Annotated in this window: 11 protein-coding genes, 4 tRNA genes and 1 pseudogene; 10 read left to right on the top strand and 6 right to left on the bottom strand. The window is 61.3% G+C overall.

All coding sequences use genetic code 11. From position 1 onward, the window contains the following. Positions 1 to 83 precede the first annotated feature (83 nt). Positions 84 to 1,667 (bottom strand): BCCT family transporter, encoded by a 1,584-nt coding sequence (locus tag KZH41_RS10960; RefSeq protein WP_263274807.1) that lies wholly within the window; start codon positions 1,665 to 1,667, stop codon positions 84 to 86. Between the two features lie 732 nt (positions 1,668 to 2,399). Between KZH41_RS10960 and kdpF the strand changes: the two genes are divergently transcribed. From kdpF to KZH41_RS10930, 6 genes are all read left to right on the top strand, one after another. After that, entirely contained in the window at positions 2,400 to 2,498 is a 99-nt protein-coding gene (gene kdpF, locus KZH41_RS10955) for a K(+)-transporting ATPase subunit F (RefSeq protein WP_053255293.1), read from the top strand. Positions 2,499 to 2,605: 107 nt separating this feature from the next. Continuing rightward, complete coding sequence (gene kdpA, locus KZH41_RS10950) at positions 2,606 to 4,312, top strand: potassium-transporting ATPase subunit KdpA (RefSeq protein ID WP_263274806.1); 1,707 nt, start codon at positions 2,606 to 2,608, stop codon at positions 4,310 to 4,312. 10 nt (positions 4,313 to 4,322) lie between these two features. Beyond that, a complete protein-coding gene (kdpC, locus tag KZH41_RS10945) occupies positions 4,323 to 4,970 on the top strand; it encodes a K(+)-transporting ATPase subunit C (protein WP_094953569.1) in 648 nt (215 codons plus the stop codon). A gap of 12 nt (positions 4,971 to 4,982) precedes the next feature. Further along, entirely contained in the window at positions 4,983 to 7,052 is a 2,070-nt protein-coding gene (gene kdpB / locus KZH41_RS10940; RefSeq protein WP_263274805.1) for a potassium-transporting ATPase subunit KdpB, read from the top strand. A gap of 132 nt (positions 7,053 to 7,184) precedes the next feature. Next, the gene (locus KZH41_RS10935; RefSeq protein ID WP_263274804.1) at positions 7,185 to 9,836 is read left to right on the top strand and encodes a sensor histidine kinase; all 2,652 of its coding nucleotides are present in this window, start codon (positions 7,185 to 7,187) and stop codon (positions 9,834 to 9,836) included. Next, positions 9,833 to 10,525, top strand: coding sequence for a response regulator (locus KZH41_RS10930; protein ID WP_242155245.1), 693 nt, complete (start codon positions 9,833 to 9,835; stop codon positions 10,523 to 10,525). The genes KZH41_RS10935 and KZH41_RS10930 overlap by 4 nt, the downstream gene beginning before the upstream one ends. Here the strand turns inward: KZH41_RS10930 and KZH41_RS10925 are convergent. Continuing rightward, a pseudogene (locus KZH41_RS10925) lies at positions 10,485 to 11,386 on the bottom strand (LysR family transcriptional regulator). The gene KZH41_RS10930 and the pseudogene KZH41_RS10925 overlap by 41 nt on opposite strands. Positions 11,387 to 11,512: 126 nt before the next feature. Here KZH41_RS10925 and KZH41_RS10920 point away from each other — a divergent pair. Next, positions 11,513 to 13,018, top strand: a complete 1,506-nt coding sequence (locus tag KZH41_RS10920; RefSeq protein WP_263274803.1) for an MFS transporter — start codon at positions 11,513 to 11,515, stop codon at positions 13,016 to 13,018. A gap of 79 nt (positions 13,019 to 13,097) precedes the next feature. Here KZH41_RS10920 and KZH41_RS10915 read toward each other — a convergent pair. Then, positions 13,098 to 13,174: transfer RNA gene (locus tag KZH41_RS10915), tRNA-Asp, on the bottom strand. Positions 13,175 to 13,193: 19 nt separating this feature from the next. After that, positions 13,194 to 13,269: transfer RNA gene (locus KZH41_RS10910), tRNA-Val, on the bottom strand. A 200-nt stretch (positions 13,270 to 13,469) separates the two neighbouring features. Here KZH41_RS10910 and KZH41_RS10905 point away from each other — a divergent pair. The 3 genes from KZH41_RS10905 to KZH41_RS10895 all read left to right on the top strand — a co-directional run bounded on the left by KZH41_RS10905 (position 13,470) and on the right by KZH41_RS10895 (position 17,490). Beyond that, positions 13,470 to 13,988: a sigma-70 family RNA polymerase sigma factor gene (locus tag KZH41_RS10905; protein ID WP_094953863.1), complete on the top strand. Its 519-nt coding sequence runs from the start codon at positions 13,470 to 13,472 to the stop codon at positions 13,986 to 13,988. 7 nt (positions 13,989 to 13,995) lie between these two features. Then, a complete protein-coding gene (locus KZH41_RS10900) occupies positions 13,996 to 14,979 on the top strand; it encodes a FecR family protein (protein WP_263274802.1) in 984 nt (327 codons plus the stop codon). Between the two features lie 78 nt (positions 14,980 to 15,057). Continuing rightward, positions 15,058 to 17,490: a TonB-dependent siderophore receptor gene (locus KZH41_RS10895; RefSeq protein ID WP_318654899.1), complete on the top strand. Its 2,433-nt coding sequence runs from the start codon at positions 15,058 to 15,060 to the stop codon at positions 17,488 to 17,490. A 143-nt stretch (positions 17,491 to 17,633) separates the two neighbouring features. Here the strand turns inward: KZH41_RS10895 and KZH41_RS10890 are convergent. Both KZH41_RS10890 and KZH41_RS10885 read right to left on the bottom strand, forming a co-directional pair. Beyond that, positions 17,634 to 17,710, bottom strand: a tRNA-Asp gene (locus KZH41_RS10890). A 19-nt stretch (positions 17,711 to 17,729) separates the two neighbouring features. Beyond that, positions 17,730 to 17,805, bottom strand: a tRNA-Val gene (locus KZH41_RS10885). Between the last annotated feature and the right edge of the window lie 66 nt (positions 17,806 to 17,871).

Here is a 17,871-nt window from a genome sequence, read left to right as displayed (position 1 = left end):
GTAACTCCAACACATTTATTGCGAACAAACGGCTCCCCTGCGCTCGGCAGGGAGCGCGCAGGGAGACACACAGGATTCATGCTTTAGCGGGCAAATTCCGCAACGGGGCTCGCACCAAGTGAGCCGGGCTCGGCGGCCGGCTGCAGGCTTTTCACATCGAGCAGCGCCGGGTCCTTCAGCCAGAAGATCAGCGAGGTACTGGCCAGCAGCACCAGGATCATTCCGGGTAAGCCACCGAGGTTGGAGAGCATTTTTACCCCGTCGATGCCGACAAAGGCGACCATCACCCACGACACCGTGCCAATGATCACGCCCCACACAATCTTCAACATTGGGTTGCCGTCCAGGTCAGAGTCGGCGGTCACACCTTTGCTGCACAGGTTAGCGATCACATCGGTGCTGGAGTCCGCTGCCGTCACAAATGTGATGAACGCCACAAACAGCAGGAACGCGATCATCACGCCGCTGGCCGGCAATTGCTGGAACATCTGGTACAGCACGTGCTCCACGCCCTGCTCGTTCAGCACCCGGTTGAGGCTGCCCTCGCCCACGGCGTCGAAGTACAGGCTGGTGCCGGAGAAGATGCAAATCCAAACCGCAGTGAACAATGCCGGGTACAGCATGTTGATATGGATGAACTCACGCACGGTGTAGCCACGGCCGATCTTGCCAAGGAACATCGCACTCACCGGTGCCCAGGCAAACCACACCGACCAGTAGAACACCGTCCAGCTCTGCGGCCAGGTGTCGCCACTGGCGGTGCCGGTGAACAGGCTGCGGCTGAAAAAGGTGTCGAGGTAAACGCCCAGTGATTCCACACCCAGGCTGAACATGTACAGGGTCGGCCCGCACAGCAGCACGAACAGCCCCAGGGCCAGCATGATCCAGGTGTTCAACGACGACAGCCTCACGATGCCACGCTGTAAGCCGCTGGCCGCCGAGGCGACAAAGGTGAGCACAATGATCGCGATGATGATCGCCAGGCGCAAAGGCGTGGTTTCACCGCCGATATATTGGCTCAGGCCGCCCGACAAGGTCAGCGCGCCCGTGCCCAGGGACGAGGCCATGCCGGCCACCAGGGCGAACATCGCCAGGGTGTCGATCAGCCCTGCGTAGCGCCTGACCCGTGCTTCACCCAGCAGCGGCTCAAGCATGGCGCCGATGGAGAAATGACTGCGACGGTTATAGAACACCAGCGCAAACACCAGCGAAGGCACCAGGTAAATGGCATAGGGCGTGAGGGTCCAATGCAGGAACATCGTCGACATGGCGAAGCTTTTTGCGGCGCCGCTGCCCGCTTCGATCGGCAGGCTGCTGGGCGGCCCGTACAGGTGATAGAGCGGCTCGGCGGTGGTCCAGAACAACACACCCACCGCCAGCGTGGTGCACAGCGCGACCATGAACCAACGCCATTTGCTCAGCAACGGCTGGGCGTCTTTACCACCAATGCGCACCGTGCCCAGGGGCGAGAGATAGACGACAGCGGTCAACACCACCATGGCAAACGCGCCGGCACTGAACAGCCACGAGAAGTTCTTGAGGATCACACTGTTGAGCTGTTTGCTGACCGCAAGGAATGCATTCAGGTCAATATAGCTGGCGATCACCGCCGCCAGCAGAATCAGAAACGTTGGCCAGAACACCCACGCACGTAAAGGATATTTCATAGATTGCCATTCCCCTTGCAGACTATTTTTATCGCCTCGAAAGGCTATTAGAGAGCGGGCACTGCAGCGTCCTGCTGCCGGAAGCCCGCCTGGAAGTCTTCGCGTGGCTATAGATAACCGTTTAAGCGGCAAGTGGCGCAATTGACCAATGAGCATGGGGGTATTCCCCCACGTCATGACGCCCCAGCACAGTTCAGTTGATCTTCGCTGCTATGAGCATTGCGCTCCAAGTTACCGAACAGTGCGCAGCGCGCGGGTGCCTTAATCCGTAATGGGCGCGCGCCCGTGACCGCCAAATCGCTGATCATCCGTAAAGAATGCGTATAGATAGCCTATTCGCCATAACGATTACGTCGCCTCTATTGAGCAACTAACCCCGCACCCTCTACCGTCACTTCCTGCCCTAATCACCCGTAGGAAGTCATCGTGGAAAGTTCAACGTTAGGCATGGTCGTCCTGTCAATGATTGCGCTCTTCGGCACCGCTGCGTTTTGCTTCGAGCACCTCGCCACCCGTGGCGAAAAGAAAAAGAAAGCCAAATAAGCTGATCAGCGAAATCAGCAGAACCCCAGACTTTCAAGGGATACCCCAGCACCGGGCTATCCCTTGTTTTCGTTCGCCCGGCAAAAACCCATCTATATACCGTCTTAATACCGCCCCCCGTAATCAGTGCCCGAGCTTGATACCCAAGCGCTTAACCTCGCCGGCTTATTCAACAAGGGGAGTTACACCGTGCTCACACTGACCTTCATTTATGTCGCCAGCGGTTTATGTGCCGTCGGGCTGTTCGCTTACTTGGGCTACGCCCTCATTCGCGCCGAAAAGTTCTAGGGAGCTCGCCATGTACGACGTGATGTTTATGGGCCTCTCCCTGGTGTTCTTTAGTGCGACTGCCATGGCCATTGTCGCCATGGGCAAGATTTGAACGGAGCCACGACATGTTAAGCACTTTGCTGGAATTTGCGCTGGTCCTGGGGTTGATGACCGCGCTCGCCGTGCTGATGGGCAAGTGGCTGACCCGGGTATTCACCGGGATCCACCACGCCCTGCCGGAACGCGGTACCTATCGCCTGCTGGGCATCAACCCGTTAGAGACCATGGGCTGGGCCCGCTATGGCTCAGCGTTGCTGCTGTCGAACGCGGCAATGATGCTGCTCGGCTATATCGTCCTGCGTTTGCAGGCGGTGATGCCCATCAATCCGCTGGGGCTGGCCGCACAAACCCCGGACCTGGCGTTCAACACCGCCGCGTCCTTTATTACCAACACCAACTGGCAGGCGTACTCGGGCGAAACCAGCCTGTCGAACTTCAGCCAGATGGCGGTCATCACCTTTCTGATGTTTGTCGGTGCCACGTCCGGCGTGGTCGCGGCGGCAGGTTTTATTCGTGGATTGAGCCGTTCGAGCTCAGCCGATATCGGCAACTTCTGGGTCGACTTCACTCGCACCCTTTACCGGGTGATGCTGCCGCTGTGCGTGGGCATGGCGCTGGTGTATGTGTGGCAAGGCATGCCGCAGACCTTCGCCTCTCAAGCCTTGGCAACGACGCTTGAGGGCGCGCAGCAACAGTTGATTGTCGGCGCAGTCGCCAGCTTTGAATCGATCAAGCATATCGGCACCAACGGCGGCGGCTTCTTCAGCATGAACGCCGCGCATCCGTTCGAAAACCCGACGCCGCTGACCAACATCCTGCACATCCTCAGCATGCTGTTGATCCCGTCGGCACTGACCTACACCTTTGGCAGCATGCTGGTGCAACGCCGTCAGGGCTGGGTGTTTTTCGGCACCTTCCTGGTGATGTTTATCGGCTTCCTGGCGCTGGTGTATGGCGCCGAGCAAACCGGCAACCCGCTGCTGACCCAGGCCGGCGCCAACCAGACGCTGTCGATCGAGCAAAGCGGCGGCAACATGGAAGGCAAGGAATTGCGCTTTGGCATCGCCGACAGCAGCCTGTTTATCGCCACCACCACCGCTGCCACTACCGGCTCGGTCAACACCATGCATGACTCGCTGACGCCCATGGGCGGCTTCGTGCCGCTGGCGCAGATGATGCTCAACTGCGTGTTCGGCGGTGACGGCGTGGGCTTTATCAACCTGATCCAGTACGCGCTACTCACCGTGTTCCTGGTGGGCATGATGATCGGCCGCAGCCCGGAATTCCTCGGCAAGAAAATCGAGGCCCGCGAGATGAAACTGGTGATGCTCTCGGTGCTCGCGCACCCCATCAGCATTCTCGGTTTCACCGCCCTCGCCGCCCTGTGGCCGGACACCCTGGCCAGCCTCAACAACCTCGGCCCCCACGGCTTCAGCGAGGTGCTCTACGCCTACACCTCGGGCACCGCCAACAACGGTTCGGCGTTTGCCGGGCTGAACGCCAACACGCCGTTTTTCAACACCACCATTGGCTTGGCGATGTTGATCGGACGCTTCTTCACCATGCTGCCGATGCTTGCCGTGGCCGGTTCCCTGGCGATGAAAAAGACCGTACCGGCCGGCGCCGGCACCATCCCCACCGCGACCCCGCTGTTCATGCTGCTGGTGGTGTTCGTGGTGCTGGTGGTCGGTGGCCTGACCTTCTTGCCGGCGCTCGCGCTCGGCCCGCTGGTGGAGCAACTGCAGTTGCTGTCCGGCCAGACGTACAACTAAGGACATGTTGATGACGACTCAATCGATATTCAAAGGGCTGCTGCGTCCGGTGCTGGTGTCGGCGGTGTTTTTCATGCTGCTGACCGGGCTGGCGTACCCCGCCTTCACCACCCTGGCCGCGCAACTGTTGCTCCCGTATCAGGCCAATGGCTCGCTGATTGAACGCGACGGGCTGGTGATCGGCTCGGCGTTGATCGGCCAACACTTCACGAAGCCTGAGTACTTCCAGGGCCGCCCGAGCATGACCCTCGGCGCCGATCCGCAAGACCCGAGCAAAAGCATTTCGCAGCCGTACAACGCCGGTTCCAGCGGCGCCAGCAATTTGGGTCCGACCAGCCAGAAACTGCTGGACCAAGTGGCGGCGCGGGCCAAGGCCTATCGCCAGGCCAACGGCCTGGCCGCCGATGCCCAGGTGCCAGTGGACGCAGTCACCGCCTCCGCATCGGGCCTCGACCCACATATCTCGGTGGTCAACGCCCGGCTGCAACTGGCCCGAGTAGCGCGCCTGCGGCACATCCCCGAAGCCGAGCTGCTGCAACTGCTCAACGACCACACCGCCGCGCGCACCCTCGGCTTGCTTGGCGAGCCACGGGTGAACGTGCTGCAACTCAACTTGGCGCTGGATGCACGTCAGCCCTCTATTGCGGTCAGTGAGTAAGAGATTGCCCTCATGAAGAATGCTCGTTTACCCCTGTTTGACCGACGCATCGTGCTCACCGCCGGCGTCGATGCGTTGAAGAAACTGCTGCCCCAGACCCAATGGAAAAACCCGGTGATGTTCGTGGTGTACCTGGGCAGCATCCTCACCACTCTGCTGTGGTTCCAGTCCCTGGGCGGCAAGGGTGAAGCGCCCAGCGGTTTTATCCTCAGCATCACCTTGTGGTTGTGGTTCACCGTGCTGTTCGCCAACTTCGCCGAAGCCCTGGCCGAAGGTCGCAGCCGCGCCCAGGCCGCCAGCCTGCGCGGCATGAAACGCCAGACCCTGGCCAAGTTGCTGCAGCAGCCGCGCCACGGTGCGGCCTGGTTGCCGCTGGAAGCCAGCCTGCTGCGCAAAGACAACGTGGTGTTGATCGAAGCCGGCGACCTGGTGCCGCTGGACGGCGTGGTGATTGAAGGCGTGGCCTCGGTGGATGAAAGCGCAATCACTGGCGAATCGGCGCCGGTGATTCGCGAGGCCGGTGGCGACTTTTCCTCGGTCACCGGCGGTACGCGGGTGCTGTCGGATTGGCTGGTGGTGCGCATCAGCGTCAACCCCGGCGAATCGTTCCTGGACCGCATGATTTCGATGGTTGAATCGGCCAAGCGCCAGAAGACCCCCAACGAAGTCGCGCTGACGATTTTACTGGTGGGCCTGACCCTGCTGTTCCTGCTGGTGATCGCCACGCTCAGCCCTTACTCGATTTTCGCCGTGGCCATGAGCGGCAGCGGCAGCGTGATCAGCGCCACGGTGTTGGTGGCATTGCTGGTGTGCCTGATCCCCACCACTATCGGCGGCCTGCTCTCGGCCATCGGCGTGGCGGGCATGAGCCGGATGATGTCGGCGAACGTCATCGCCACCTCCGGCCGTGCGGTCGAGGCGGCGGGCGATGTCGACGTGTTGCTGCTGGACAAGACCGGCACCATCACCCTGGGCAATCGCCAGGCCAGCAGCTTTTTGCCAGCACCGGGCGTGAAAGAAGCCGAGCTGGCCGATGCCGCGCAGCTCGCGTCGCTGGCGGATGAAACCCCAGAAGGCCGCAGCATCGTGGTGCTGGCCAAACAGAAATTCGACATCCGCGCGCGGGACATCAACGCCCTGGGCGCCAGCTTTGTGCACTTCACCGCGCAAACCCGCATGAGCGGCGTAGACCTGCCCGAAGGCCGGGCGATTCGCAAAGGCGCGGCGGATGCGATTCGCAGCCATATCGAAGCCTTGGGTGGGAGTTTCCCGGCGGCGTTGCAGGCCAAGGTCGATGAAGTGTCACGGCGCGGCAGCACCCCGCTGGTGGTGTGCGACGGTGCCAAAGCGTTGGGCGTGGTAGAGCTCAAGGACGTGGTCAAAGGCGGCATCAAGGAGCGCTTCGCCGAACTGCGGCGCATGGGCATCAAGACCGTGATGATCACCGGCGACAACCGCCTGACCGCCGCCGCGATTGCGGTGGAAGCCGGGGTGGATGACTTCCTCGCCGAGGCCCGCCCGGAAGACAAGCTGCAACTGATCCGCGACTACCAGGCTCAGGGCAAGCTGGTGGCCATGACCGGCGACGGCACCAACGACGCACCGGCGCTGGCCCAGGCCGACGTGGCGGTGGCGATGAACAGCGGCACCCAAGCGGCGAAAGAGGCCGGCAACATGGTCGACCTCGACAGCAACCCGACCAAGCTGATCGAAGTGGTCGAGGTCGGCAAACAGATGCTGATGACCCGTGGCGCCCTCACCACCTTCAGCGTGGCGAATGACGTGGCGAAGTACTTCGCAATTATCCCGGCGGCGTTTGTTGCCACCTACCCGCAGCTCGGCGCGTTGAACGTGATGCACCTGAGCAGCCCCAACTCGGCGATTCTCAGCGCGGTGATTTTTAACGCGCTGATCATTGTCGCGTTGATTCCGCTGGCGCTGCGCGGGGTGACCTACCGCGCGATCGGTGCGGCGGCGTTGCTTAACCGCAACTTGCTGATCTACGGCCTGGGCGGGGTGTTGGTGCCGTTCGCCGGGATCAAGTTGATCGACATGCTATTGACCGGATTAGGTCTCGTGTAGCACCGAAGCCCAATGTGGGAGCTGGCTTGCCTGCGATAGCGGTGGGTCAGCTAGCCCTGTACTGACTGACTCGCCGCCATCGCAGGCAAGCCAGCTCCCACAGTTAAATGTGTTGTATTCAACAGGAATGACATGCCCGCATTAAACGATGACCGCCCCGACCCCGACGCCCTGCTGGCACGAGTACAGCTGGAAGAACAGGCCGCCTTGCGCGGCAAATTGCGTATCTACTTCGGCTCCAATGCCGGGGTGGGCAAGACCTGCGCCATGCTCGCGGCGGCGCAACGCGAAGTCGCCCTGGGCCGTGACGTCCTCGCAGGCGTGGTGGAAACCCATGGCCGCGCCGAGACCGCCGAGTTGCTCGACGGCCTGGAACAACTGCCCCGTGCCGCCCTGTTGCACCGCGAGTTCGCCCTCAGCGAATTCGACCTCGATGCTGCCCTGCGCCGGCACCCCACCGTGGTGTTGGTGGACGAATTGGCCCACAGCAACGTGCCCGGTTCGCGCCACCCCAAGCGCTGGCAAGACGTTGAAGAACTGCTCAGCGCCGGCATTGATGTGTGGACCACCCTCAACGTCCAGCACCTGGAAAGCCTGAATGATCTGGTCAGTGGGATCATCGGCATTCGCGTACGCGAAACGGTGCCGGATCATGTGTTCGATAACGCCCACGAAGTGGTGGTGATCGACCTGCCGCCCGATGATCTGCTGCAACGCCTCAAGGACGGCAAGGTGTACCTGGGCCCACAGGCCGAGCGCGCCTCGCGGCATTTTTTCCGCAAGGGCAACCTGTTGGCATTGCGTGAGCTGGCGCTGCGCCGCACGGCCGACCGCGTCGATACGCAAATGCGTGTGTACCGCCGCGAACGCTCGATCAGTACCTTGTGGCCGGCCCGCGAACGGCTGCTGGTTGGCGTGGCGGGCGATGCCGGCGATGAACGCCTGGTGCGCGAAGCGGCGCGCCTGGCGCAAAAGCTCGAAGCCGACTGGATCGTGGTGCACGTGGCCGCGCACCAAGGCCGCGGCGCCAGGCGCTACCTGACCGCGATGAAAACCTTGGCATTGGCCGCCGAATTCGGCGCCGACACCGCGACGCTGCCGGGCATGGACGTGGCCGAGGCGCTGGCCGCCTGCGCCCGCGAGCACAACGCCAATCGCCTGGTGCTCGGCCACCATCCGCGCCAGGCGTGGCGGTTCTGGCACCAGTCGGTCAGCGACCGGATCAGCCGGCACCATCCGCAAATCGATCAGATCGTGATTGCTCATGGGCTGTTGCCGGGCAAGCCGCCGCTCATCGAAAAAACTGCACCGGCTGCCGGTACAACGCTGGCGTATCTGTGGGCCAGCCTGGCGTGTTTCGCCGCCAGTGCCGTCGCCGCCCTGCTGCTGCAGGTGTTCGACCTGGCCAACGTGGTCATGCTGTTTTTGCTCACGGTGGTGCTGGTGGCCCTGCGTTTAGGGCGCGGCCCCGGCGTATGGGCGGCGATGCTCGCGGTGCTGTGTTTCGACTTCTTTTTCGTGCAGCCGCGCTACTCGTTCACCGTCAATGACACCCAGTATTTCTTCACCTTTGCATTGATGCTCGGCATCGCCCTGATCACCGGGCAACTCACCGCGCGCCTGCGCCACGAAGCACGCACCGCCGCCGCCCGCGAACGGCGCGCCACCTCATTGGCGCGGCTGGCCCGCGACCTGTCGGCGGCGCTGACCGTGGAGCAAATCAGTGAAGTGGCCCTGCGCACCTTCAGCGGCGTGTTCGAAGCGCGGGTCGGCCTGGCGCTGCCGGATGCCGCCGATGGCGTGCACAGCGTGAGTGCCAGCGGGTTGCCGATCGACGACAGCATCGCCCAATGGACCTACGACCATGGCCAAGCCGCCGGCCACGGCACCGACACCTTATCGGCGGCCAAGGGCTGCTACTGGCCGCTCAAAGCGCCGATGCGCGTACGCGGCGTACTGGTGCTGGAACTGGCGCAGAGTGAACGCTTGAGCGACCCGCAGGAACGCCGGCTGCTGGAAGCCTGCATGAGCCAACTGGCGATTGCACTGGAGCGCGTGCACTTCGTCGAAGTGGCGCAAAGCACGCTGGTACAGATGGAAGGCGAGAAAATGCGCAACACCTTGCTCGCGGCGATTTCCCACGACCTGCGCACACCGCTGACCACACTGATCGGCGCCGCCGACACCGCCCTGCCCCATGCCCCGCCCGGTCCGCTAACCGAATTGCTCACTGGCATTCATGAACAGGCCACCTCCATGCAGCGGCTGATCGAAAACCTGCTGGACATGGCGCGCATGCAGGAACGCGGTGTGCGCCTGAACCGCCAATGGCATTCGCTGGAAGAAATCGTCGGCAGTGCGCTGCGCCAACTGCGTGAGCCACTGGCGCGCCACCGCCTAAACACCACACTGGACCCGCAATTGCCGCTGGTGGAAATCGACGCGCTGTTGATCGAGCGCGTGCTGGTCAACCTGCTGGACAACGCCGCCAAGTACACCCCGCCGGGCACCCGCATTACCGTCGCGGCGCGCGCCGTTGCCGACACCATCGTGCTTGAGGTCAGCGACAACGGCCCAGGCAGCGCCCCGGCCAATCTGTTCGAACCCTTCACGCGCGGCCAGCAGGAATCGTCCGTCGCCGGCATCGGCCTGGGCCTGGCGTTGGCCAAACGCATCGTTGAAGCCCATGGCGGGCGCATCGAAGCCAACCCCGGCCACGCGGGCGGCATGCACTTCATCATTATCTTACCGGCGGGCACCCCGCCGCTTATGGAAGCCCTATGAGCACTGCACGCATTTTGATTGTTGAAGACGAAGCCAATATTCGCCGCTTCGTCGGGATCGCCCTGCAAGACGAAGGCTTTCAGGTGTTTGAGGCCGACAGCGTCAAACGTGCGCTGATCCATGCCGCCAGCCGTCAACCGGACCTGGTGATCGTCGACCTCGGCCTGCCGGACGGCGATGGCAAGCAACTGATCAGCGAACTGCGTGGCTGGCTGGCCGTGCCGATTCTGGTGCTGTCGGCGCGTGATCGCGAGGAAGAAAAAGTCGCCGCCCTGGACGCCGGGGCCGATGACTACCTGACCAAGCCGTTCGGCGTGCCCGAGTTGCTCGCCCGCATCCGCGCGCAACTGCGCCGGCATGGGCAGACCGGCGCCGTGGCGGCCACCAGCAAAGTCGCGTTTGGCGAGATTGAAGTCGACCTTGCAACCCATGAGGTATGGCGCCAGGGGCAGCCGGTGCACCTCACGCCCATCGAGTACCGCTTGCTCTGCGCGATGATTCGCGGCCAGAGCCGTGTACTGACGCACCGTCAATTATTACTGGAAGTGTGGGGCCTGGATTACGTGGATCGCGCGCACTATTTGCGCGTGCACATGGCGCACTTGCGGCAAAAACTAGAAGCAGATCCGGCGCAACCGCAGCATTTTATTACCGAGTTGCAGGTGGGCTACCGGTTGATGGGGGTGTGAACAGATGCTCGGCGGCAAAGTCCACAAACACGCGGATTTTTGGCGACAGATGCCGACTGGACGGCCACAGCGCCCAGAACTGGCCCTGATCATCAGCGTGCCCGTCCAACACGGTTTCCAACTGTGCTTGAGCCAGCGCCTCACGGGCCAGAAAGTCCGGCACGTAGGCAATGCCATGGCCATCAATCGCCGCCCTGAGCATGGCTTCCATATTGTTCAAGGTCAGTGCGGTGGGCAGGCGCAACTGAGTGATCGCCGGGTTGGCGGATAAGCTCCAGTCCATGATTTTGCCGGTGGTAGCGAACCGATAACGCAGGCATTGGTGGTGTTCAAGATCACTGAGGGTTGCTGGGCGGCCATTAGCCCGCAGGTACGTTGGGGACGCACACAGTACAAACCTGAACGGCCCGAGCTTACGCGCCATCAGCGTCGAGTCGCCAGGCCGCCGCTGCGGATCACCACGTCGAAACCCTCCTCGATCACGTCCACTAGGTGGTCGTTGAAATCCAGTTCCAACTCAATCTCCGGATAGGCTTGCCTGAATGCGAGCATATGGGGAAAGAGGAAGCGATAGCCGATGGTGGGCAGGCTGACCCGCAGCTTGCCACGCGGTGCCTGCATGGCATGGGAGAGCATGGCGCGGGCGTCCTGCAGGTCATCGAGGATTTTGCGACTGCGCTCATAGAACAGCTGGCCCTCGGCGGTGAGGCTGACTTTGCGAGTACTGCGGTGCAACAGCCGCACCTTCAGTTCGGCCTCCAGCTTGGCGACGTTTTTGCCGACCGCCGAAGCGGAAATACCCATCGCCCGGGCAGCCCCGGTAAAGCTGAGGGCTTCTGCCGTTTTGACGAAGGCGACCACACCGTTGAGATTGTCCGCCACGTCATTGCATCTTTTTAGTCCGCTATGAGCGGAATGTAAGCCTATTTATCGATGATTACATCCTAATTAGAGTCTTTATCTCGATAGATCAACGGGACATTCCCCATGAACGCAGCAAACCACTCCACGCATGGCCGCTATGCGATCTTGGCCGCGATCTGCCTGGCGGCCCTGGTGCTGCCCATGAGTTTTACCGGAGGCGCGGTGGCCACGCCCTTTATCGGTCAAACCTTCGCAGCCCATCCCACACCGCTGGCGTGGATCACCAACGCATTCATGCTCAGTTTCGCCAGCCTGTTGATGGCCGCCGGAACCCTCGCTGACCGCTATGGGCGCAGGCGTTTGTTCTTGTGGGGAATGGCGCTGTTCAGCCTGGTTTCCCTGCTGTTGGCCGTGGCGCCGGGCATACTCTGGCTGGATATATTGCGCGGGGTGCAAGGCGTTGCAGCGGCGACAGCATTAGCCAGCGGCTGTGCGGCATTGGCCCAGGAATTTGACGGCCATGCCAGAACGCGCGCCTTCAGCCTGCTGGGCACGACCTTTGGCGCCGGCCTAGCGTTTGGCCCGCTGCTGTCGGGGTGGCTGATCGAACAATGGGGCTGGCGCGCGATTTTCCTCGCCACCGCCTTGCTGGCAGGCCTCTCGCTATTATTTGCCGCGCCCACAATGCGTGAGAGCCGCGACCCGTACGCACTGCGCCTGGATGTGGCCGGGGTGTTGACGTTTTCAGCCATGCTGGTGAGCTTGACCACGGCGGTGATCCTGTCACCGGAACAGGGTTGGAGCTCCTTCACGACCCTCTCTTTGCTGGTGGCGACGGTGGTGTTTTTACTGGCGTTTATCCTGGTTGAAAACCGCGCAAGCCAACCGATGTTGGACCTGCGGCTGTTTCGCTTTGCGCGCTTTCTTGGCGTGCAGTTACTGCCGATTGGCACCTGTTACTGCTACATCGTCTTGATTGTGCTGCTGCCGCTACGGTTTATCGGTGTGGAAGGTGCCAGTGCATTTGACGCAGGCTTGATGATGCTGGCGCTGTCGGCACCGATGCTGGTGGTGCCGATCATTGCCGCGACGCTGACGCGCTGGCTGTCGCCCGGCCTGTTGTGTGCCATTGGCCTGCTGATCGCGGCAGCAGGTCTGTACGGGTTGAGCCGGGTCGAGGTCGGCCAGCCGCTGCAGGCTGTGGCCGCGATGCTGGTCATTGGGATGGGTACGGGGTTGCCGTGGGGTTTGATGGACGGCCTGGCAATCAGCGTGGTGCCAAAAGAACGCGCAGGCATGGCGGCAGGGATTTTCAATACAACCCGGGTCGCCAGTGAAGGTGTAGCGCTGGCGATCACCATGGCGGTGTTGAGCGCGTTGATCGCGCAGCATCTACCAGCGAGTACTGCTCAGGATGTTTCAGTGGTTGCCCAGCAGTTGGTCATGGGTGATGCCCGACACGCCAGTACGAACATTCCACTGGATGTGCTGCGCACGGCTTACATCGCCGGGTTTACTACGTTGCTGCAATTGTTGGCCGGGCTCACCTTGCTTACCGCGGTGGTGGTGTGTGTGTTCTTGGGCCGACGCGATGTCGCGCCGATGCGCGCCGTTGAGTCGCCCTGCTGAATCGCAGGCAAAAAAAAGCCCGCTCAATGAGCGGGCTTCTTGTGGTGACCTGGCGTTCAGCGTTCCAGGTTACCGAATATGGCGCAGCGGACGGGACTCGAACCCGCGACCCCCGGCGTGACAGGCCGGTATTCTAACCGACTGAACTACCGCTGCGCGTAACACATGAAGCGAATGGTGGGTGATGACGGGATCGAACCGCCGACCCTCTGCTTGTAAGGCAGATGCTCTCCCAGCTGAGCTAATCACCCTTCGTTTCGGTGTGGGCGGCATCATACACCAAAAATCCGCAATGTCTTGATTTAAATGCAATTTATTTAAAATAATTTCTTCAGGACGACGCACACCCCGAAAAATGGGGCTTCTCGCCCTCAAACGCGAGTCTATTGCGTTTACCCAGCGCTTGGCCGCACAATTAAAAACCATTCTCAATAACGCCTGAGCCACGCTTATGTCTGTGGGTGAACCGCCATTTCAACGGGAAATAACCCTGCTCTACAGCGAGCATCACGGCTGGCTACTCACTTGGCTGCGGCGCAAGCTGGGTTGCCGCCAGAATGCGGCTGATCTGGCGCAAGACACCTTTGCACGTATTCTAAATGCTCGCGAATCGGTGGCGAGCATTCGCGAGCCGCGGGCGTATTTGAGTACCACTGCCCGGCGCCTGCTTATCGATCAGGCCCGGCGCAAACAGATTGAACAGGCTTACCTGCAAGAACTGGCACTGACGGTAGACGTACTTGAGGGGTTCCAATCGCCAGAGCAAATCCACACCACGCTCGAGGCGCTTGAGCACATTGCGTTTATCCTGGAAGGCATGCACGAATATTCACGCCAGGCGTTTGTGCTGTATTACCTCGAAGAGCTGACCCAACAGCAAATCGCCCGGCAGCTCAAGCTGTCGGAACGCACCGTGCGTAAGTACCTGATCCGGGCGCTGGTGCATTGTGGCCACAGCATGAACACCTGACCCGCCCATGTCCGACACCCACTCACAGATAGAGGAACAAGCAGCCGAGTGGATGCTGCGCCTGCACGAAGGTGATTTGAGCGAGGCTCAGCGCATGGCCTTCGAGTGCTGGAAACAACAAGGCCCGCACTACGCGGCTGCGGCCGAACGGATGGAAGCCGTCATTTCACGGATGCAGGCCCTGCGCGGGAAAAAATCACCGGCGCGGGCAGCGTTGAACGCGGCGTTTACCCATCAGACGTCACGACGCAGCAAGCATAACCTACGCGCTCTGGTGCTGGCGTGCAGCCTGGCGATTCCTGCCGCCGCGCTGCTCACCAGCCCTTACCCGCAACAGTGGATGGCCGATGTGCGTAATGGTCCTGGCCAGTGGCAAACCCTGCAACTGGCGGACGGTTCGACGCTGACCTTGAACGGCACCAGTGCGGCAAACCTGCATTTCGATCAGCAGCAGCGACGCATTGAACTGCTGCAAGGCGAGATCCTGGTGGACGTCGCCCACGACAGCGCACGGCCATTTATCGTGCAGACTCCCCAAGGCACCTTGCGCGCACTGGGCACGCGGTTTGTGGTCAAGCGCGAGGGTGATGTCACCGTACTGAGCATGTTGCAGTCACGCGTGGCGGCGCACAGTGCCAACAGCCAGCAGACCGTGGAAGTGGATGCCGGCTCCCGGGCCTTGATGAGTTCGAACGAGGTACGCCTGAGCGACAGCATTGACCCGGCCAGCATCAATGAAGCCTGGCGCCGCCATCAGTTGGTGGTGGAAAACCGGCCGCTGCCCGAGGTGCTGGATGAAATCGCCCGCCATCGGAGCGGCCACCTGCAATTTGATCGCGCAGCCCTGCAAAACCTGCGGGTTTCGGCGGTAATTGCGCTGGATGACAGTGATCATGCCCTGCAATTGCTGGCAAAAAACTTGCCGATCAAGGTCCGCAGCTTCACGCCGTGGCTGATGGTCGTGAGCCCCGAAACAACGCCCAATAAATAATTATTCGCATTTGCTTCCGGTTTTTTTGCAGTTACCCGTCAAGCAAGGTAATTCGACTCATAAAGGATTGCCCTGTCCATGTACACCCCTTCTGATCCACGCGCACGCTTCGGCCTACTGAAAAGTGCGCCGCTTTCCTTGGCCCTTTTCACCGCGACTGCGATGGGCACACACCTTGCCCAGGCGGACACGGTCAACGTCGCCGCCCAAACCTACGACATCCCCGCCGGGCCGCTGGGCACCTCGCTCAACCGATTTGCCCAGCAGGCCGGCGTGGCCATTGTGTTCCAGTCCCAGGCACTTGAAGGCCTCCAGGGCCCGGGCCTGAAAGGCAACTACGCCACACAGGACGGGTTTGATCGGTTGCTGCAAGGCAGTGGTTATCGCGCCGTCAAAGGCGCCCAAGGGTACGCGCTGCACGTCATCCCGACTGCCAGCAACGGCGCCATGGAGCTGGGCCCCACCGCGGTCACCGCCACCCAGTTGGGCAACGTCACCGAAGGCACCGGCTCCTACACGCCCGGCACCATCGCCACTTCCACCCGGCTGATACTGACCCCCAAGCAAACCCCGCAGTCCGTCAGCGTGGTCACCCGCCAGCACATGGATGATTTCGGCCTGAACAACGTCGATGACGTGATGCGCCATACGCCGGGTATCACGGTGTCGGCCTTCGACACCGAGCGCAGCAACTATTACGCGCGAGGCTTTTCGATCAATAACTTCCAGTACGACGGCATTCCTTCGACGGCGCGTAACGTTGCCTACTCAGCGGGCAATACCCTGAGCGACATGGCGATCTACGACCGCGTCGAAGTGCTCAAGGGCGCCACCGGCCTGCTCACCGGCGCCGGTTCGCTGGGGGCGACGATCAACCTGGTGCGCAAGAAACCCACCGCGGACTTCCAGGGTCACGCCACCCTCGGCGCGGGCTCGTGGGACAACTACCGCAGTGAACTGGACGTCAGCGGCCCAATGACCGACAGCGGCAATGTGCGTGGCCGCGCGGTTGCGGCCTATCAGGACAAGCGCTCGTTCATGGACCGTTATTCGCGCAAGAGCCCGACGTACTACGGCATCATGGAGTTCGACCTGTCACCCGACACCTTGCTGACCGTAGGCGGCGACTATCAAGACAGCCTGCCGACGGCCTCGTCGTGGTCCGGCAGTTTCCCGTTGATCAACTCCAAGGGCGATCGCAACAGTGCGAAGCGCTCGTTCAACAATGCTGCCGACTGGAGCAGTTGGGAGCAATACACCCGCACGGTGTTCGCCATGCTGGAACATGATTTGGGTGATGGCTGGATCGGCAAGCTGCAACTGGACCACAAGATCAATGGCTATCATGCGCTGATGGGCTCGATCCAGGGCGACCAGCCCCAACCGGACGGCACGGCAAACCTCACTTCCGGCAAGTACACCGGCGACACCGTCAGCGACTCGGCCGACCTGTATGTAAGCGGCCCGTTCAGCCTTGGCGGTCGCGAGCACGAGCTGGTGCTGGGCGGCTCTATCAGCGCCTCGCAATGGAAAGGCAAAGGCTACTGGAACCTCGCCCCGAACACCGTCGACTTCAATAACTGGCACGGCCACGCCACGATTCCGGATTGGGGCCAGGCACAGTCATTGACCGACGACACCGTGCGCCAGACTGGCGCCTACATGACCACGCGCCTGAACCTCGCCGACGACCTCAAGCTGCTGCTGGGCGGCCGCGTGGTCAACTACCAAGTCACCGGCAACAACCCGAGCTACCGCGAATCCGGGCGATTCGTGCCATATGTGGGCGCCATCTACGACCTGAACGATACCTACTCGGTCTACGCCAGCTACACCGATATCTTCATGCCGCAGGAGAACTACAACCGCGACCGCGACAACAAGCTGCTTGAGCCGGATGAGGGCCAGAACTGGGAGTTGGGCCTGAAAGCCGATTTCCTCGACGGCCGCTTGAACGCCAGCGCGGCATACTTTGAAATCCACGAATCCAATCGCGCGCTCTCCGACGACGCGTACAACAACCAGACGCCAATACCGTCCAACTACGCCTACAAGAGCAGCAAGGCGGTGACCAAGGGCTATGAAGTGGAAGTGTCCGGCGAGATTGCCCCAGGCTGGCAACTCCAGGCTGGGTACACCCACAAGATCGTGCGCGACGACAAGGACGTAAAGATTTCCACTTTCGAGCCTGAAGATCAGGCCAAGCTCTATACCACCTATAAACTCAAGGGCAACCTAGACAAGTTGACCGTCGGCGGCGGCGTACGCTGGCAGAGCGTGGGCTGGCAAGACATCTACAACACGCCCCATAAAGGCTATGAAGAGTTCTCCCAAGACGCCTATTGGCTGGTGGATCTGATGACACGCTACCAGGTCACCAAGAACCTGTCGGCGACGCTGAACGTCAACAATATCTTCGACAAGTCCTACTACACCAATATCGGTTTCTATAACTCTGCCGCTTATGGCGAACCCCGCAATGTGATGGTCACCACGCGCTGGGATTTCTGATCCGCCCATAGAAAACGCCGCCGATCATCGGAAATGATCGGCGGCGTTTTTTGGGTTTTTACAAACCCCAGACAGCAAAAAGCCCGCTCAATGAGCGGGCTTCTTGTGGTGACCTGGCGTTCAGCATTCCAGGTTACCGAATATGGCGCAGCGGACGGGACTCGAACCCGCGACCCCCGGCGTGACAGGCCGGTATTCTAACCGACTGAACTACCGCTGCGCGTAACACATGAAGCGAATGGTGGGTGATGACGGGATCGAACCGCCGACCCTCTGCTTGTAAGGCAGATGCTCTCCCAGCTGAGCTAATCACCCTTCGTTTCGGTGTGGCGCGCATTCTACGGAGCGACCTTAGGTCTGGCAAGCACTTTCTTAAATCTT

The sequence above is a fragment of the Pseudomonas sp. YeP6b genome (assembly GCF_025642995.1).
Classification (GTDB): Bacteria; Pseudomonadota; Gammaproteobacteria; order Pseudomonadales; family Pseudomonadaceae; genus Aquipseudomonas.
The sequence above is the reverse complement of the archived record's forward strand: the minus strand, read 5'-3'. Positions and strand labels throughout refer to the sequence as shown.

Bases quoted from the DNA above. Each gene is read 5' to 3' on its own strand.
- KZH41_RS10960 (WP_263274807.1), bottom strand. From the start codon at position 1,667: ATGAAATATCCTTTACGTGCGTGGGTGTTCTGGCCAACGTTTCTGATT.
- kdpA (WP_263274806.1), top strand. From the start codon at position 2,606: ATGTTAAGCACTTTGCTGGAATTTGCGCTGGTCCTGGGGTTGATGACC.
- kdpC (WP_094953569.1), top strand. From the start codon at position 4,323: ATGACGACTCAATCGATATTCAAAGGGCTGCTGCGTCCGGTGCTGGTG.
- kdpB (WP_263274805.1), top strand. From the start codon at position 4,983: ATGAAGAATGCTCGTTTACCCCTGTTTGACCGACGCATCGTGCTCACC.
- KZH41_RS10935 (WP_263274804.1), top strand. From the start codon at position 7,185: ATGCCCGCATTAAACGATGACCGCCCCGACCCCGACGCCCTGCTGGCA.
- KZH41_RS10930 (WP_242155245.1), top strand. From the start codon at position 9,833: ATGAGCACTGCACGCATTTTGATTGTTGAAGACGAAGCCAATATTCGC.
- KZH41_RS10920 (WP_263274803.1), top strand. From the start codon at position 11,513: ATGAACGCAGCAAACCACTCCACGCATGGCCGCTATGCGATCTTGGCC.
- KZH41_RS10905 (WP_094953863.1), top strand. From the start codon at position 13,470: ATGTCTGTGGGTGAACCGCCATTTCAACGGGAAATAACCCTGCTCTAC.
- KZH41_RS10900 (WP_263274802.1), top strand. From the start codon at position 13,996: ATGTCCGACACCCACTCACAGATAGAGGAACAAGCAGCCGAGTGGATG.
- KZH41_RS10895 (WP_318654899.1), top strand. From the start codon at position 15,058: ATGTACACCCCTTCTGATCCACGCGCACGCTTCGGCCTACTGAAAAGT.